At 72.2% G+C, this 14,597-nt stretch carries 12 protein-coding genes; 7 read left to right on the top strand and 5 right to left on the bottom strand.

Annotation, left to right across the window (positions count from 1 at the left end; all coding sequences use genetic code 11):
- Positions 1 to 57: 57 nt before the first annotated feature.
- Entirely contained in the window at positions 58 to 648 is a 591-nt protein-coding gene (locus ACLBX8_RS05890; protein ID WP_447698355.1) for a class GN sortase, read from the bottom strand.
- Positions 645 to 2,834 carry a marine proteobacterial sortase target protein gene (locus ACLBX8_RS05895; RefSeq protein ID WP_447698354.1) on the bottom strand — a complete coding sequence of 730 codons (2,190 nt, stop codon included), beginning with the start codon at positions 2,832 to 2,834 and terminating at the stop codon, positions 645 to 647. The genes ACLBX8_RS05890 and ACLBX8_RS05895 overlap by 4 nt, the downstream gene beginning before the upstream one ends.
- 250 nt (positions 2,835 to 3,084) lie before the next feature.
- On the opposite strand from ACLBX8_RS05895, the gene ACLBX8_RS05900 reads away from it, so the two are divergent.
- The 7 genes from ACLBX8_RS05900 (at position 3,085) to ACLBX8_RS05930 (ending at position 10,668) form a co-directional block, all read left to right on the top strand.
- On the top strand, positions 3,085 to 3,816 hold the full coding sequence (locus ACLBX8_RS05900; protein WP_447698353.1) for an NUDIX hydrolase: 732 nt from the start codon (positions 3,085 to 3,087) through the stop codon (positions 3,814 to 3,816).
- A gap of 73 nt (positions 3,817 to 3,889) precedes the next feature.
- On the top strand, positions 3,890 to 4,876 hold the full coding sequence (locus tag ACLBX8_RS05905) for an SPFH domain-containing protein (RefSeq protein WP_447698352.1): 987 nt from the start codon (positions 3,890 to 3,892) through the stop codon (positions 4,874 to 4,876).
- 11 nt (positions 4,877 to 4,887) lie between these two features.
- Positions 4,888 to 5,781 (top strand): hypothetical protein, encoded by an 894-nt coding sequence (locus ACLBX8_RS05910; protein WP_447698351.1) that lies wholly within the window; start codon positions 4,888 to 4,890, stop codon positions 5,779 to 5,781.
- A gap of 536 nt (positions 5,782 to 6,317) precedes the next feature.
- Positions 6,318 to 7,370 carry an ABC transporter substrate-binding protein gene (locus ACLBX8_RS05915; protein WP_020090738.1) on the top strand — a complete coding sequence of 351 codons (1,053 nt, stop codon included), beginning with the start codon at positions 6,318 to 6,320 and terminating at the stop codon, positions 7,368 to 7,370.
- Between the two features lie 4 nt (positions 7,371 to 7,374).
- Positions 7,375 to 8,304, top strand: a complete 930-nt coding sequence (locus ACLBX8_RS05920; RefSeq protein WP_447714733.1) for an ABC transporter permease — start codon at positions 7,375 to 7,377, stop codon at positions 8,302 to 8,304.
- Positions 8,294 to 9,100 carry an ABC transporter ATP-binding protein gene (locus tag ACLBX8_RS05925; RefSeq protein ID WP_447714734.1) on the top strand — a complete coding sequence of 269 codons (807 nt, stop codon included), beginning with the start codon at positions 8,294 to 8,296 and terminating at the stop codon, positions 9,098 to 9,100. Before ACLBX8_RS05920 ends, ACLBX8_RS05925 begins: the two co-directional genes overlap by 11 nt.
- A 26-nt stretch (positions 9,101 to 9,126) precedes the next feature.
- Positions 9,127 to 10,668: an amidohydrolase family protein gene (locus ACLBX8_RS05930; RefSeq protein WP_447714735.1), complete on the top strand. Its 1,542-nt coding sequence runs from the start codon at positions 9,127 to 9,129 to the stop codon at positions 10,666 to 10,668.
- Between the two features lie 22 nt (positions 10,669 to 10,690).
- Here ACLBX8_RS05930 and gudD read toward each other — a convergent pair whose 3' ends face one another.
- From gudD to kdgD, 3 genes are all read right to left on the bottom strand, one after another.
- On the bottom strand, positions 10,691 to 12,040 hold the full coding sequence (gene gudD / locus ACLBX8_RS05935; RefSeq protein WP_447714736.1) for a glucarate dehydratase: 1,350 nt from the start codon (positions 12,038 to 12,040) through the stop codon (positions 10,691 to 10,693).
- Positions 12,041 to 12,134: 94 nt separating this feature from the next.
- Positions 12,135 to 13,490 (bottom strand): MFS transporter, encoded by a 1,356-nt coding sequence (locus ACLBX8_RS05940; RefSeq protein ID WP_447714737.1) that lies wholly within the window; start codon positions 13,488 to 13,490, stop codon positions 12,135 to 12,137.
- Positions 13,491 to 13,588: 98 nt separating this feature from the next.
- On the bottom strand, positions 13,589 to 14,503 hold the full coding sequence (kdgD, locus tag ACLBX8_RS05945; RefSeq protein WP_427507325.1) for a 5-dehydro-4-deoxyglucarate dehydratase: 915 nt from the start codon (positions 14,501 to 14,503) through the stop codon (positions 13,589 to 13,591).
- Between the last annotated feature and the right edge of the window lie 94 nt (positions 14,504 to 14,597).

Consider the following 14,597-nt stretch of genomic DNA (forward strand, 5'->3'; position numbering starts at 1 on the left):
CGCACGAAACCGCACATTCGCGCAAGCGCGGCCAAGCTGACCGTCCACGCCGAGCCGTCAGGAACGCTCCGGCTCCGGGGCCAGCTCGGTCTCGACGATCAGCCGGAGCGGGCCGGCCTGCAGCGCCTCCAGGGGCCAGCAGGTGACGAGGTCGAGATGCCGCCCCGGGGCCTGCGGGTCGATGCCCGACGCGTCCCACCGGGCCACCCGCGTGCCGGTGACGCGGAAACGCAGGGTCCGGCCGTCGCGGCCGGTCACCGTGACGGGATCGCCGGGGCCGAGCTGTCCCAGCACCGCGAACTGCGTGTCGCGGTGGGCGGCGATGACCGCGGTGCCGGGCGCGCCGGCCTCCGGGGTGCCGTCCAGGTGGCCGGGGCCGAAGGCCAGGGCCTGGCCGCTCCCGCCCCGCAGCACCACGAAGCTGCGGCCCGCGACGGTGAGCCGGGCGACCGGCTCGGTGTCGGCCCAGGGCCAGGGCCGGGCGGGCCGACCCTCGGCCAGGGTGCGGGCGAAGGCGCGCTCCAGCAGCAGCTGGGCCAGGGCGGCCTTGGCGGGGATCCAGGCGGCCTGCGCCGCGAAACCGAGCCCCGCGAGGGTGAGGAGGGCCGCGAGGACCCTCCCCAGTCCGGTCACCGTGCGCCGGCTCATCGCGCGTCCCCGGTCCGCCGGCCGCCGATCGTCAGGCCGGTGCCGAGCACGAGACCCAGCAGGGCGAGGAGCAGGCCCAGGCCGAGCTGCGCCACGATGCCGGCCCCGGTCCGCGGCAGGTCGACCGCCGCGCCCTCGGCCCGGATCGGCACGATCCGCGCTGCCCCGTCGTCGGCGGGCGTGGCGCCCGGCCGGTCCGTGCCGAACACCTTGGCGAAGTCCCAGCCCGCCGGCAGGTTCAGCGGCAGGTCGGCGGCGACGAGGGGCGTGCCGGGCGCGCGGCGCGGCGTGGCGTCGACGGCCACGAGGCTGGTCAGCCGCGTCGTCAGGCCGTGCTCCAGGGCCAGCGCCAGGATGGCGGCGTCGGCCGCGTCCGCACCGAGGCGCCCCGTGATGCGCGCCGTCTCGGTCTCGCCGATCCGGGATCGCGCCCAGACCTTGGAGATGCCGGCGCCCGCACCCGCCTCGGCGAGGGGGAGCGTCCGGGTCCATGTCCGGCCGCCCACCCGGCCCGAGACGGTCACGGTCCCGCGGGCCGTTTCCTCGGCCGCCCCCGGCAGCCGCGCGGCGAAGACCAGCGGCTCGCCGCGATACAGGTCGGGCAGCGCGCCCGGCGTGACCTCGACGCCCGGAACCGAGAAGGTCGCGGTCAGGTCGGTGACGGCGGGGGATTCCAGCTTCTCGTAGAGCGCGCGGGTCCGCTCGCCGACCTGCGCGAGGTCGCGGATCTCGGTGAAGCTGCCGCGGCCGATCTCGGCGGCGTGGCGCATCAGGTGGCCGTTGGGCGCCGAGCCGATGCCGACCATGAACAGGCGCGTGCGCCCGAGATTGGCGTGGATCGCCGCGAAGATCCGCTCCTCGTCGCCGACGGCGCCGTCGGTGAGGAACACGACCTGCCGGACGCGCCCGTCCTCGGGGTGCGGGTCGGCGAGGGCCGCCTTGAGCGGCGCCAGCATCTCGGTGCCGCCGCGGGCTTCCAGAGCGGCGACGAAGGCCTGGGCCTGCGCCAGGGCCTCCGGCGTCGCCGGGACGGGCGCGGGATGAAGCGCGTCCCAGGTGTCGTCGAAGCGGATGACGTTGAAGCGGTCCGACGGGGTCAGGCGGGCGAGACCGGCGAGCAGCCCGGCCTTGGCCTGCCGCATCGAGGCGCCCGACATCGAGCCGGAATTGTCGATGACGAAGGTGACGTCGCGCGCCGGCCGGGCGGTCGTGTCGGTCTCGATCGCCGGCGGGCTCACGGCGGCCAGCAGGTAGGTCCGGCCCGCCACGGTCTCGCGGAACAGGCCGAGGCCGGGCACCCGGCTCGGGACCGGCGCCCAGGTTAGCTCGAGGTCGCGGTCGGCCGGGACGACGCCGTCGGCGAGCGTGACCGTTCGCGCCTCCGGGCCGGTCTCGGTCACGCGGATCGCGTGGGTCGCGCTGCGGACGTCACCGACGGGGAAGCCCGCCTGCAGCCGCACGGTGACGGCGACCGGGTTGGTCGGCGACGACAGGGCCGGGTCGAGCACCGGCGGGCTGATCCGGGCGCGATCCGGAACCGGGTCGCGGGCCGCTTCGGCCACGCCGTGGAGGGAGACCGCGTCCACCGGGGCGGGGGCCGGATTGTAGCGGGGCGCGACCACCAGGGGCAGGCGCAGCGTCCGCGTCTCGCCCGAGACGGGGATCGTCTGCTGATAGGTGATCTGGACCACCACCGTCTCGCCGGGGCCGATATTGGCGACCGCGTTGGTGAAGACGTTGGGCCGCTCCTGCGTGGTCAGCGCCGCCGACTGCCCGGCCGCCTTCGCGGCCTCGTAGGCGCGCTTGGCCGCCGCCCGCTCGCGGATGTCGGCGACGATCACGCGGGAGCCGACGACGAGCTTCATCCCGTCGACGGCCGCGTCCTCCGGCAGGGGGTACAGGTAGGTGCCCTCGACCCAGTCCGCCGTGACGTTGCGGAAGGCCTGGGTGACGGTGGCCCGGGCGGTCGGGCCGCTGACGTCGACGCTGATGTCGGTCGCCAGTTGGACGGCCTCGACCGGCGCGGTGCCGGCCGGCCCGCGCAGCGTGAGGCCACCCCGGTCTCGGCCCGGCGCCGCGTGGGCCGAGGCCAGCATGATGAGCAGCGCCAGCAGCGCGAGGAAGAGCGGTGACAGCGCGGCGTTGCGGGGGGACTCGACCGCGGATCGTGGAGCGAAGAACGGCATCGGGGAAACCTCCTGCGCCGGCGGATCGATGCCGGCTCGCCGCTGAAGCTCCCGCGCCAGCCCCTCCGTCGCCACGAGAAGCTTCGCCCTTTTCCAGGCTCGGACCGCACCGGCCGGCCGCGCCCGGGCGGATCTGTGCGGAGCCGGTGCGGAGCTGTGCGTCCCGCGGCGCTTCCCGGCAAATCCGCTCTCGGCTTGACATATGCGCAATCTGCGTCTTAGTTATGCTCAAGTTGAGCAGAAGAGACCGATGACCGAGTCCGAGTTCCTGGCAGGCTACGATCCTGCGGCCTACGAGCGGCCCGCCCTGGCGGTCGATCTCGTCCTGCTGGGGATCCGGGCGGGCCGGCTCGCTGCCCTCCTGCTGCGGCGGGGCCAGCAGCCGCAGGCGGGCCTCTGGGCCCTGCCGGGCGGGTTCGTGGGCATCGCCGAGACCCTCGACGCCGCCGCGGAGCGCGTCCTGCGCGATAAGGCCGGCATCGGGCGGGCGCGGCTCGAGCAGCTCTACACCTTCGGCGCCGTTGATCGGGATCCGCGGATGCGGATCGTCTCGGTGGCCTACCTGGCGCTGCTGCCGGAATCGGCCTTCGCCGAGGCCCTGGCGGGCGGTGCCGGGCTCGCGGCGGCGGCGCTGGTCGTGCCCTGGGCGGGCGAGTCCGGCGGCCCGGTCTCGGCCGAGGCGGAGGACGGCGCACCCCTCGCCCTCGCGTTCGACCACGCCGACATCCTCGCGCTCGCCGTGAAGCGGCTGCGCGGCAAGCTCGACTACACGGATGTCGGCTTCGCGCTGCTCCCGGAGCACTTCACCCTCCGGCAGCTCCAGGACGTGCACGCGGCGATCCGCGGCGCGCCCCTCAACAAATCCGCCTTCCGGCGCCGCATGCGCGACCGGGGCTGGATCGCGCCGACGGGCGCCCGCGAGGCCGGGACGGCGTTCCGCCCCGCCGAACTCTTCCGCTTCGACAGGTCAGGCCAGTTCTAAGCCTTTGTTTCAACGCGCTCTCTTGACCCGAACCGGTATCCACTTCGGCGGAGAGCGCTTCGAGGAGCCCATCATGGCTACGGTCCGCAACATCGGTGTCATCGCCCAGCTCCGGAGCGAGGCGAGCAGCCACATCATCCGCTTCCGCAACGGCCGTGTCCGGCAGAGCGGGCGGGGTCTGGTCTTCTGGTTCCGGCCCGAGACCGCCAGTATCAGCGAGGTGCCGGTGGACGACCGCGAGATGACGCTCTTCGTCCGCGGCCGCAGCCGGGACTTCCAGACCGTCGTGGTCCAGGGGACGATCGGCTGGCACGTCGTCGATCCGGAGCTGCTGGCGAGCCGGGTCGACTTCTCGATCGACCTCCGAACCGGGCGCATGCAGGGCGAGCCGATCGAGCGGATCGAGGCGCGCCTCGGCGGCATCGCCAGCCAGGCGGCGCTCCAGTATCTAGGGGCGAGCCCGATCGGCGCCCTCCTCGACGCCGGGCCGGAGCCGCTGCGCGCCGTGCTGGAACGGGTGCTGTCCGACGCCCCGGCGCTGGCCGAGATCGGCGTGGCGGCGGTGTCGGTGCGGCTCACCAACCTCGCGCCGACGAGCGAGCTGGAGCGCGCCCTGCAGACACCGACCTTCGAGGCCCTGCAGCAGAAGGCCGACGAGGCGACCTTCGCGCGGCGCGCCCTGGCGGTCGAGAAGGAGCGCGCCATCGCGGAGAACGAGCTCGCCACGAAGACCGAGCTGGCCCGGCGCGAGACCGTGCTGATCGCGCAGGAGGCCGAGAACGCCCGCGACCGCGCCGCCGGCGTCGCGGAGGCGCGGGGCCTGGAGGCGGCCGCGGAGGCCGAGCGGATCCGCCTCGTCGAGGGAGCCAGAGCCGACGCAGAGCAGCGCCGCGCCGCCGTCTACCGGGACATGCCGCCCGCCGTCCTGCTCGGGCTGGCGGCCCGGGAACTCGCCGGCAAGCTGGAGACGATCGAGCACGTCAACGTCACGCCCGACCTGCTGGCGGCCGTCCTCGGCGAGTTCCGGGGCGCGCTGTCCCCGCGGCTCGCGCCGCGCTGAGGAGGTCCGCCGTGCCGGCCATCCCCCCCCGCGTGGTCTTCGTCATCCGCGACACGGACTACGAGTTGCTCATCGCCCGGCACGCGACCCGCGGCCAGGTCCGGTTCTTCCTGGAGAGCCGGGGCCAGACGCTCGCCGAGGTCGAGGCACGCCACGCGCAGTTCCAGGCCGTGCTCGCCGAGGCCCGGTCCGCCGTGCCGCTGGACTGGCGGCAGGCCCTGGTGAAGCGCCCCGACCTCGACCGCTTCCTCTTCGCCCCCGAGGACGTGGTCGTGGCGGTGGGACAGGACGGGCTCGTGGCCAACGTCGCCAAGTACCTCGACGGGCAGCCGGTGGTCGGCGTCAACCCGGCGCCCGACCTCTACGACGGCGTGCTGGCCCGGGCGCGGGTCGAGGCCCTGCGCGCGCTCCTGCCCGCCAGCGCGGCCGGCGCCGCGCCCCTCCAGCGGCGCACCATGGTGCAGGCGACCTTCGACGGCGGCGAGCGGCTGCTCGCCCTGAACGAGATCTTCGTCGGCCACCGCAGCCACCAATCGGCGCGCTACCGCATCGACGACGGGGCGCGGGCGGAGGACCACTCGTCGAGCGGTCTGATCGTGGCCTCGGGCACCGGCCTGACCGGCTGGGCGCGCTCGATCAGCGAGGCGACGCACCTCACCGTGGAGGTGGGCATCGAGGAGGCGGCCTTCGGCTACTGGGTGCGCGAGCCGTTCCCGAGCGTCGCCACCGGCACCGACCTCCGCGGCGGCAAGTTCGCCGGATCGCCCCTCACCGTGGTGTCGCGGATGAACGAGGGCGGCGTGGTGTTCTCGGACGGGATCGAGCAGGATTTCGTCGCCTTCGACTGGGGGCGGCGGGTGAGCCTCGCCCCGGCCGACCGCACCTTCAACCTCGTGGCCGCGTAGCGCGGCGCCGACCGGGCGCCCGACGACCGCCTGTGCGCGAGGCTCGGGATGCTGCCCGAGGGCCCGCTCCGCGCGTTCTTCGCCCGCGCGGGACCGGCATTGACTGAAGAGCCCGGCTGAACACGCCGGCGGCAGACAGCCGCTTTCGCGGGCGTCGAACCGGTCGATGCGACACCTCCGTCATCACGAGCGCAGCGAAGTGACCCAGGGCAGCGCCATGTCCGGAGGCCTGGCGCGGCTGGATTGCTTCGCTCCGCTCGCAAGGACGGCGGTGCCGTTCCTCGACAGCGCCGACGGGCGAGGCGCGCCGCCAACACCGCAGATTCCCGCGTCTGGCACGCTTCTTGGTTCGTATTCACCAGCGCAGCGTCGCCCCGGCGGCGGCTAGAGGTTGGCGTGCCGTCGATGTGGTGAGGTGCCGGGCGACCGGATCTCCGCGACTGCCTTGAGCCTGTCCCGAGCTCCGATCCCTCCGTTTCAGCACCGGCACGCGCCGTCCGGCGGATCGCGCGATCCGCCCTCTGAGGAGAGTCGATATGTGCGACCGTCACGGCGATTATCGCGTCCCGGATCTCACGCGGTTCAAGCCCAGCCGCAGGCGCTTCCTCGGCGGGACCGCCGCCGCGCTGACCCTGGCGGTGGGCCCGGGCCTGACTGGCCCGGCCGCGGCGGCCACCGGCATCCGCGCGACCCACGGCACCGGCTTCTGCAACCTGAACTTCTTCCTGGCCGAGGCGATGCAGCTCGCCAAGGATGACGGGCTGACGATCGACTTCGTCAACACGCCGACCTTCTCGGATCAGGTCACCTTCCTCGGCATGGGCCAGGTCGATGCCGGCGTGATGCCCTACACGAGCTTCATGGCCCTCTACGACGCGGGCGCCCCGGTGAAGATCGTGGCCGGCGGCGGCATCGAGGGCTGCGTGCTCGTGGCCCAGCCCGGCCTCGACAGCCCGGAGAAGCTCAAGGGCAAGACGCTCGGGACCTTCCAGCTCGATACGCTGGAGGTGCTGCCCTACGACTGGCTGAAGAAGAACGGCGTCGCCTTCAAGGACATCACCGTCCGCTACATGGGCTCGACCCCGGAGGCCGTGGAGGCGTTTCGCGCCGGGGCGCTGGACATCATCTCGACCATCGAGCCCTACGGCACGGCGCTGCTCACCGACGTGAAGGGCGCGGTGAAGCTCTCCGACGGGACCGACATCTACGGCAAGGGCTACACCGACTGCGTGCTGGCGGTCCGCAACGAGCTGATCGCCAAGAACCCGGCTGCCGTGAAGGCCCTGATCAAGGGCATGATGAAGGCCCAGGCACTGGCGGAGGGCGACCCCCAGGTCGCCCTGAACAAGCTCGTCGGCTCCTACTACAAGACCTCGATGAGCAACGCCCAGCTCGCCATGGGCCGGCAGCCCTCGGTGGTGGACGCCCGCAACCAGACGCAGTTCATCCTCGACCGGACCGATTCCGTCGCCGAGATGGGCTACATCAAGAAGAAGCCCGGCCGCGACGCGATCGACTGGACCCTGCTTGAACAGGTCATCGCCGAGAACCCGGACCTCTACGGCAAGCTCAAGCTGAAGTCGGCCTGAGCGGATGGCCACCTTCCTCGCCCGCGCGGCCGCCGTCCCGCAGGACCGGCCGCGCCTCCCGCTCGGTCAACGCCTCACGCTGCCCGAAGGGTTCGTCCCCCTGCTCCGCCGGACCAGCTGGATGCTGGTCTCGGTCGGCTGCTTCGCCGGTCTCTGGGAGCTGCTCTGGGCGCTCGGCATCGCCGACGCCAAGCTCCTGCCGCCGCCGCACATCTTCCTCGGCAACCTCGCCGAGCAAGCGCGCTTCTTCAACACCGCGCAGCGCTGGCAGATCGGCACCGGGATGAATACCGGCCCCAGCCCCGCCATGGCGGTGCTGATCACCGTGCTCGCCTCGACCGGCCGGGTGCTGGCGGGCCTCGCCCTGGCGGCCTCCCTGTCGATCCTCGTCGGCGTGGCGATCCGCTACTTCAAGCTGTTCGAGCGGCTGACCCTGCCGACCATCACGCTGCTGGCGCCGGTCTCGCCGATCGCGTGGCTGCCGGTCGCGATCTTCATGTTCGGGATCGGCAACGCCCCGGCGATCTTCATGGTGTTCATCGCCCTGTTCTTCACGATGGTGCTCTCGACCATCCAGCAGATCGACGGGGTCAACCGCAACTACATCAACGTCGCGCGGACCATGGGGGCGTCGAAGCGCCAGATCTACGCCCGGGTGATCGTGCCGGCGATCCTGCCGGGACTGCTCGCGGTGCTGCGCCTCAACCTGTTCGGCGCCTGGATGGTGGTGCTCGTCGCCGAGGCGACCGGCGTCGGCTACGGGCTCGGCCAGGTGATCATGCTGGCGCGCAACACCTTCAACCCGTCGCTCGTGTTCTTCACCATCACGCTGATCGGCCTGCTCGGCTTCGCCTTCGACCTGCTGTTCCGGCTGGTCCAGCGGCGGCTGCTGTACTGGCTGCCGCGCGACGCGGGGTCCTCCCTTGGCCTCTGATCCCGCATCCGAGGACGCCGTCGCGTGCCGCGGCGTCGCCAAGGTCTGGGCGGCCGGCACCGCCCGCGCCCACGAGGCCCTGCGCGACATCGACCTGACCGTGCGGCCCGGCGAGTTCGTGGTGTTCCTCGGCCCCTCGGGCTGCGGGAAGAGCACGCTGCTCTACCTGATCGCCGGGCTCGAACCCGCCTCCGGCGGCGAACTCCTGGCCTTCGGCGAACCGGTCACCGGCCCGTCGCCGGAGCGCAGCCTGATCTTCCAGGAGACCTCGCTGCTGCCCTGGCTCAGCGTCTGGCAGAACGTCAGCTTCGGACTGTCGCTGAAGGGCGTGCCGGAGGCCGAGCGGCGGAGCGTCGCCCGGGCCGCGCTCCAGCGCGTCGGCCTCGCCGAGGCCTTCGACAAGCGGCCGGACGAGCTGTCCGGCGGCATGCGCCAGCGCGTGGCGGTGGCGCGGGCACTGGCCATGCGCCCGAAGGTGCTGCTGATGGACGAGCCCTTCGCGGCGCTCGACGTCCAGACCCGCCAGAAGATGCAGGACTTCCTGCTCGACGTCTGGCGCGACAGCGGCGCCTCGGTGCTGTTCGTGACCCACCACATCGACGAGGCGGTGGCGCTCGCCGACCGGGTGGTGGTGTTCACCGCCCGCCCCGGGCGGATCAAGACGATCGTCCGCAACGACCTCGCCCGCCCGCGCGACCCGTTCTCGCCCGAGGCGGAGGCCTTGCGGCGGCACCTCACCGAGCTCCTGCGCGACGAGGTCGACCGGGCCTTCGCCGAGCAGGAAGCGCTCGTCTGACCCCCTCCCCCAACACGGACACGACCATGGCCACATCGCTGATCCGCAGCCGGCGGATGATCACCCGCACCCTCGACCACGATCGCTGGGAGGAGATCGCCGACGGCGCGGTTCTTCAGAAGGACGGGGTCATCGCCGCGGTCGGCACCTACGCGGACCTGCACGCCCGCTACCCCGACGCACCCGTGATCGGCTCCGGCCGCGAGATCCTGCTGCCGGGCTTCGTCAACGGCCACCACCATGTCGGCCTGACCCCGGTGCAGCTCGGCTCCCCCGACATGCCCCTGGAGCTGTGGTTCGTCACCCGCATGGTGGCACGCAACCTGAACCTCTACCTCGACACCCTGTACTCGGCCTTCGAGATGGTCGGCTCCGGGATCACCACGGTCCAGCACATCCACGGCTGGATGCCCGGCAGCCTGGAGGAGGTCGAGGCGCGCTCCAACGAGGTGTTGCGCGCCTACCGCGACATCGGCATGCGGGTCTCGTACTGCTTCGCGGTCCGCGACCAGAACCGCCTCGTCTACCAGGCCGACAGGGACTTCGTGGCGAGCCTGCCGGCGTCGCTGCAGGACCCGATGAAGCGCTGGTTCGAGCGCTTCCAGATGTCCCTGGAGGACAACTTTTCGCTGTTCCGCAGCCTGCATAGCGGCCAGGCCGGAGCCGCGCGGGCCAAGATCCAGCTCGCACCCGCCAACCTGCACTGGTGCTCGGACGCGGCCCTCGAAGGCCTCGCCGGCCTGTCCGAGTCCTACGACGTGCCGATGCACATGCACCTCGTCGAGACCGCCTACCAGAAGGCCTACGCGGAGAAGCGCGGCGGCGGGACCGCGGTCGAGTACCTCGACCGGTTCGGCATGCTGGGGCCCCGCCTGACGCTCGGCCACGGGGTCTGGCTCAACGAGTCCGACATCGACCGGGTGGCGGCGACCGGCACCTGCATCTGCCACAACTGTTCCTCGAACTTCCGGCTGCGCTCCGGCGTGGCGGCGCTCAACCGCTTCGAGGCGAAGGGCATCAACACGGCGATCGGCCTCGACGAGGCCGGCATCAACGACGACCGCGACATGCTGCAGGAGATGCGCCTCGTGCTGCGCGCCCACCGGGTGCCCGGCATGGACGAGGCCGACGTGCCGAGCATGGCCCAGGTGCTGCGCATGGCGACCGTCGGCGGCGCCCGCACCACCCCCTACGGCGACAGCCTCGGCACGATCGAGGTCGGCAAGGGCGCCGACATGGTCCTGATCGACTGGGACCAGATCGCCTACCCGTATCTCGACCCGGAGACGCCGCTCCTCGACGCGGTGATCCAGCGGGCCAAGACCGGCGGCGTCACCGCGGTTCTGTGCGAGGGTGAGGTGCTCTACGCGGACGGCCGCTTCACCCGGGTCGACCGCGACGCCGCCCTGAAGGCGCTCCACGACGACCTGTCGCGGGCGCTCTCGGACGACGAGGTCGAGCGGCGCCAGCTGTCGAAGGCGCTGCTCCCCCACGCGCGGCGCTTCTACGCCGACTACATCGACCCGTCGCGGCACGAGCCGTTCTACCGCCCGAGCTCGCGCGTCTGACGGCGCGGGCCCGGGCCGGGCCTCAGCGGACCAGGCAGGGCTTCTTGTTGTCGAAGGTCCAGCCGGGGATCAGGAACTGCATGGCGGCCGCGTCGTCGCGGGCGCCGAGGCCGTGGTCGCGGTAGAGGGCGTGGGCCTCCTCCACCGCCGACATGTCGAGCTCGATGCCGAGGCCCGGCCGCTCCGGCACCCGCACGAGGCCGCCGCGGATCGCCAGCGGCTCCTTGGTCAGGCGCTCGCCGTCCTGCCAGATCCAGTGCGTGTCGATCGCCGTGACTTTGCCGGGCGCCGCCGCGGCCACGTGGGTGAACATCGCGAGCGACACGTCGAAGTGGTTGTTCGAGTGCGAGCCCCAGGTCAGGCCGTGGTCGCGGCACAGCTGGGCCACCCGGACCGAGCCGGCGAGCGTCCAGAAATGCGGGTCGGCCAGCGGGATGTCGACGGCGCCGAGCTGGATCGCGTGGTTCATCTGGCGCCAGTCGGTGGCGATCATGTTGGTGGCGGTGGGCAGGCCGGTGGCGCGGCGGAACTCGGCCATGATCTCGCGGCCCGAGAACCCGCCCTCGGCGCCGCAGGGATCCTCCGCGTAGGCCAGGACGTGGCCCTGGCCCTTGCAGAGGCGGATCGCCTCCGCGAGGGACCACGCGCCGTTCGGGTCGAGCGTCACGCGGGCCTTGGGGAAGCGCTCGTGGATCGCGGTGACGGCGGCGATCTCCTCCTCGCCGCGCAGGACGCCGCCCTTCAGCTTGAAGTCGTTGAAGCCGTACTGGTCGTAGGCGGCCTCGGCGAGCCGGGCCACGGCCTCGGGGGTCAGCGCCTCTTCGTCCCGCAGGCAGAACCAGCCGTCGCGGGCCGTCGGCGCGCGGTAGCCGAGATCCGTGCGGGTGCGGTCGCCGACGTAGAACAGGTAGCCGAGCATCTCGACGGCGTCGCGCTGCTGGCCCTCGCCCAGGAGCGCCGCGACCGGCACATCGAGGTACTGGCCGAGCAGGTCGAGGAAGGCGGATTCGACGGCCGTGACCGCGTGGATGGTGATGCGCAGGTCGAAGGTCTGCAGGCCGCGCCCGCCGACGTCGCGGTCGGCGAAGCGCGTCCGCATGGCGTTGAGCACCGCGTTCCAGGCGCCGAGCGGCTGCCCGACGACGAGGTCCCGGGCATCCTCCAGGGTCTTGCGGATGCCCTCGCCGCCGGGGACCTCGCCGAGGCCAGTGGCGCCGGTGGAGTCGGTCAGGATCACGAGGTTGCGGGTGAAGTACGGGCCGTGCGCGCCCGAAAGGTTGAGCAGCATGCTGTCGTGGCCGGCCACCGGCACGACCTTCATGGCGGTCACGGTCGGCGTGTGGCGGGCGGCGTGGCGACTGTCATTCAGCATGGCGTCCTCCTCGGGGGCCCCCGGCCGGTCTGCGCCGGGCGCGAGGCGGGATCGATGCGGGGCCGAACCGGCCGGGGCCGGTCCGGCGTGCGGGTCAGTGGGCCTTGAGCTCGACGCGGCGGATCTCGCCGACCACCACGAGGTAGCAGAAGCAGGCGACGAGGGCGTTCAGGCCGACGAAGACCAGGGCGCCGTTGAACGATCCCGTGCTCTGGACGATGTAGCCGATGGCGATCGGCGTGGTGATGCCGGCGGTGTTGCCGAAGGTGTTGAACAGGCCGCCCGAGAGGCCGCCGCTCTCCCGCGGGGAGGTATCGGCGACGACCGCCCAGCCGAGCGCGCCGATGCCCTTGCCGAAGAAGGCGAGCGCCATCAGGCCGACCACCAGGGCGTCCGCCTGGACGTAGTTGCAGCCGATGATGCTCATCGACAGCAGCATGCCGCCGACGATCGGGATCTTGCGGGCCGCCGTCAGCGAGAAGCCGCGGCGCAGGAGCAGGTCGGAGATCACGCCCCCGAGGATGCCGCCGATGAAGCCGCAGAGCGCCGGCAGCACCGCGGCGAAGCCGGCCTGCAGGATCGACAGGCCGCGCTCCTTGACGAGGTAGACCGGGAACCACGTCAGGAAGAAGTAGGTCAGCACCGTGATGCAGTACTGGCCGACATAGATGCCGAGCAGCATCCGGTTGGCGAGCAGCTGGCGCAGCGTCCGGCCGGCATCGCCCTGCTTGGACCGGCTCTGGCCGTCCATGTCGAGCAGCGCGCCGCCGGCCTCGATGTAGTCCCGCTCCGCCTGGTTCATCGACGGGTGGTTCTTCGGGCTGTCGACCACGCGCAGCCAGAGGACCGCGAAGGCGATGCCGAGCAGGCCCATGCTGGTGAAGACGTGGTGCCAGCCGAAATTGTGGACGATCCACGCCATCAGCGGCGTGAACAGCACCGTGGCGAAGTACTGCGCCGAGTTGAAGAACGCCGAGGCCATGCCGCGCTCGCGGGTCGGGAACCACGCGGCGACGATCCGGGCGTTGGCGGGGAAGACCGGCGCCTCGGTGAGGCCGACGGCGAGCCGCAGGGCGAAGAGCAGCACCACGGCGGTCAGGCCGGTGAAGAAGCCGACGGCGCCCTGGACCAGCGTGAAGGCCGACCAGAGGGCGACGGCGGCGGCGTAGACCCACTTGACGCTGTAGCGGTCAAGGAGCCAGCCGCCCGGGATCTGGGCGAGGACGTAGGACCACGCGAAGGCCGAGAAGACGTAGCCCATCTGGACCGGCGAGAGGCCGAGTTCCTTGGCCATGTCGGGGCCGGCGATCGAGATGGTCGCGCGGTCGGCGTAGTTGATGGTGGTCGCGGCGAACAGCATCGCGACGATCAGCAGGCGGACGCGGGTGCGGCGACCCGCGTCGGCGGCGGCGAGCAGGGTGCTCGGCGCGCCGGTCGAACTGGCACTCATGGACGTTCTCCCAGGCTCGTCGCCGCCCGGTTGATCCGGGAGGCGGGTCGTGGCCGCCGTTGGCTCGGCGGGTCTGTCTTGGGTGTCGAGGCGCGGGCTCAGCGGCGGTCGCCGATCAGGGCCGTCAGCTCGGCGCGCTCGGCCGCGTCGAGCTCGGTCAGCGGCGGCCGGACCGGGCCGGCGTGGCGGCCGACGGCGCTCATGCCCGCCTTGACGATCGAGACCGCGTAGCCGCGCTTGCGGTTGCGGATCGCGATGTAGGGGAGGACGAAGTCGCGCAGCTCCCGGTAGACGGCGTCGCGGTCCCGGCGGCGGACGCTGTCGTAGAAGGACAGCGCCCATTCGGGCAGGAAGTTGAAGATCGCCGAGGAGTAGGTGGTGACGCCCATCTCCAGGTACGGCAGCGCGAAGGTCTCGGCGGTGGGCAGGCCGCCGACATAGGTCAGGCGGTCGCCCAGAGCGGCGTAGACCCGGGTCATCAGCTCGACGTCGCCGACGCCGTCCTTGAAGCCGACGAGGTTCGGGCAGCGCTCGCACAGGCCGGCGAGCGTCTGCTCGTTGAGCTGGGCGTTGGCGCGATTGTAGACGATGACGCCGAGCGAGGTCGCGCGGCAGACCGCCTCGATATGGGCGGCGAGACCGGCCTGCTCGGAGCCGACGAGGTAGGGCGGCAGCAGCAGGATCCCGTCCGCGCCGGCGGCCTCGGCGGCCCGGGCCATCTCGACCGCGAGGGCGGTGCCCTGGCCGGCGGGGGCGATGACCGGGGTCCGGCCGCGGGTCTCCTCGACCGCGGCGCGCAGGACGCGGTCGATCTCGGCGGGCGTCAGCGAGAAGAACTCGCCGGTGCCGCCGGCGGCGAACAGGCCCGACACCCTGTAGTCGGCCAGCCGCCCGAGATTGTCCCGGTAGGCGGTCTCGTCGAAGCTGAGATCGTCGCGGAAATGCGTGACCGGGAAGGACAGCAGGCCGGAGCCCAGCACGCGCGCCATCTCGGCCGGGGTCATGCTCGCCATCGATTCTCTCCCTGGAACGCACCGTTCGGTGTCGCGTCCGGGGTTAGGCGCCGGCGTTAAATGCGTCCAACGTTGATTTTGGCTGGATTATCCC

Source organism: Methylobacterium sp. D48H, assembly GCF_053345715.1.

Excerpts from the sequence above, each read along its gene's own strand:
- ACLBX8_RS05890 (WP_447698355.1), bottom strand. The coding sequence starts at position 648 with ATGAGCCGGCGCACGGTGACCGGACTGGGGAGGGTCCTCGCGGCCCTC.
- ACLBX8_RS05915 (WP_020090738.1), top strand. The coding sequence starts at position 6,318 with ATGTGCGACCGTCACGGCGATTATCGCGTCCCGGATCTCACGCGGTTC.
- ACLBX8_RS05900 (WP_447698353.1), top strand. The coding sequence starts at position 3,085 with ATGACCGAGTCCGAGTTCCTGGCAGGCTACGATCCTGCGGCCTACGAG.
- gudD (WP_447714736.1), bottom strand. The coding sequence starts at position 12,040 with ATGCTGAATGACAGTCGCCACGCCGCCCGCCACACGCCGACCGTGACC.
- ACLBX8_RS05940 (WP_447714737.1), bottom strand. The coding sequence starts at position 13,490 with ATGAGTGCCAGTTCGACCGGCGCGCCGAGCACCCTGCTCGCCGCCGCC.
- ACLBX8_RS05920 (WP_447714733.1), top strand. The coding sequence starts at position 7,375 with ATGGCCACCTTCCTCGCCCGCGCGGCCGCCGTCCCGCAGGACCGGCCG.
- ACLBX8_RS05930 (WP_447714735.1), top strand. The coding sequence starts at position 9,127 with ATGGCCACATCGCTGATCCGCAGCCGGCGGATGATCACCCGCACCCTC.
- ACLBX8_RS05905 (WP_447698352.1), top strand. The coding sequence starts at position 3,890 with ATGGCTACGGTCCGCAACATCGGTGTCATCGCCCAGCTCCGGAGCGAG.
- kdgD (WP_427507325.1), bottom strand. The coding sequence starts at position 14,503 with ATGGCGAGCATGACCCCGGCCGAGATGGCGCGCGTGCTGGGCTCCGGC.
- ACLBX8_RS05895 (WP_447698354.1), bottom strand. The coding sequence starts at position 2,834 with ATGCCGTTCTTCGCTCCACGATCCGCGGTCGAGTCCCCCCGCAACGCC.